General features: G+C 40.6%; 1 protein-coding gene. It reads left to right on the top strand.

Going from position 1 to position 901, the window contains the following annotated elements:
• On the top strand, window positions 1-802 hold an 802-nt coding region (locus tag EK369_RS22815; RefSeq protein WP_206198151.1), incomplete at its 5' end, for a hypothetical protein.
• Window positions 803-901: the final 99 nt, after the last annotated feature.

Here is a 901-nt window from a genome sequence, read left to right as displayed (position 1 = left end):
TGCAGTGGTCAAAAAGCACTCTCCATTCCAGTCCATCGGCGATCTCAAAGGAAAAAAGTCTTGCCATCCTGCTGTTTACAGTTTAGGGGGATCCTTTGCCCCCATTTATCATCTCATTAAGCAAAAGTTGATTAAAAAGGAAGGGTGTCCTTATGAAGCCGCCCTTTCAGAATTCTTTTCAGGGGGAAGTTGTGCTCCAGGGGCTAAAAATTTGACAAATGTGCCTGCCCCTGTTATTGACAAACTTTGTAGTCTTTGTGGGGGCAATGTGGACGCTAACGATGGTACTTCTTTGGACAGCAAATGTAACAGGGATTCAACAGAATCCTATTTTGGATACGATGGTGCTTTCAGGTGTTTGGCACAAGGAATTGGGGACGTTGCTTTCGTCCTTCAGGACACAGTACTTTCCAATACAAATGGTAAAAATTTGGAATCATGGGCCAAAGACTTGAAGTCTGGAGACTACGAATTGTTATGTCCAAATGGTGGAAGGGCTTCAATTGATAAATTTTCAGACTGTTACCTTTCACGAGTACCTTCAAGAACGGTGTTAACCAGTAACAGCAAGAGCGATGGGGAAGTGGATGAAATAAAAAATGCCCTCGTTTCCATAAGTTCGTTGTACACAAAGAGACCCGATTTATTTAAGCTGTTTGGTCCATTCAACGGCAAGTCTAACCTTCTATTCTTGGACAAAACAACAGGACTTGTTTCTCTGAATTACGAAAGTGAACCTCTGAAAGAATTTTCTGAGATGCTTTCCACCCTTAAGGCTTGCCCCAATGAGGCTCTTCAGTGATTGATGTGAATGTAAAATTTTTTATTATTTCAAAATAAATTTGTAGTGCATAGAAACCTATATAGTAAGATAAATATACAGAAGGAGTTGATCCGAAAG

Origin of the sequence: Shimia sediminis, assembly GCF_003990645.1 — a bacterium.
Lineage (GTDB): Bacteria > Pseudomonadota > Alphaproteobacteria > Rhodobacterales > Rhodobacteraceae > Shimia > Shimia sediminis.
The sequence above is the reverse complement of the archived record's forward strand: the minus strand, read 5'-3'. Positions and strand labels throughout refer to the sequence as shown.